The sequence below is a fragment of the Knoellia aerolata DSM 18566 genome, from assembly GCF_000768695.1.
GTDB classification, from domain to species: domain Bacteria; phylum Actinomycetota; class Actinomycetes; order Actinomycetales; family Dermatophilaceae; genus Knoellia; species Knoellia aerolata.
In genome coordinates this window covers 1-357 of record NZ_AVPL01000200.1, presented here as the reverse complement: position 1 = coordinate 357, position 357 = coordinate 1, and the positions used below count along the sequence as shown (strand labels likewise).

General features: G+C 63.9%; 1 protein-coding gene. It reads left to right on the top strand.

Annotated elements, in window-relative coordinates:
* The coding region (locus tag N801_RS22295; protein ID WP_035941250.1) for a hypothetical protein at positions 1-357 on the top strand (357 nt) is incomplete at both ends.

Here is a 357-nt window from a genome sequence, read left to right as displayed (position 1 = left end):
CTCCGGCAACTACGCGGTCTACCCGAACCTGCTGGGCGACGCGGAAAACCTGGAGGAGGTGTTCGTCACCCAGGGCTCCTCCGAAGCGGACGGCCCGCACATCGGCTCCAGCGGCGGCAACATCGGCCTGGTGACGCGCCGCCCGGCGAAAGACTTCGGCGGTTTCGTCAAGCAGACGCTGGGCAGCAACAGCCTGAGCAAAACCTTCGCCCGCCTGGAGACCGGCGAGTACAACGGCTTCAGCAACTGGCTCTCCTATTCGCACACCGAGGCGAAGAAATGGCGCGGCGAGGGGCGGCTGTACTCCGACAAGTTCGAGATGAATTCGCTGTATGAAGACGGCAACGGCAACAGCAG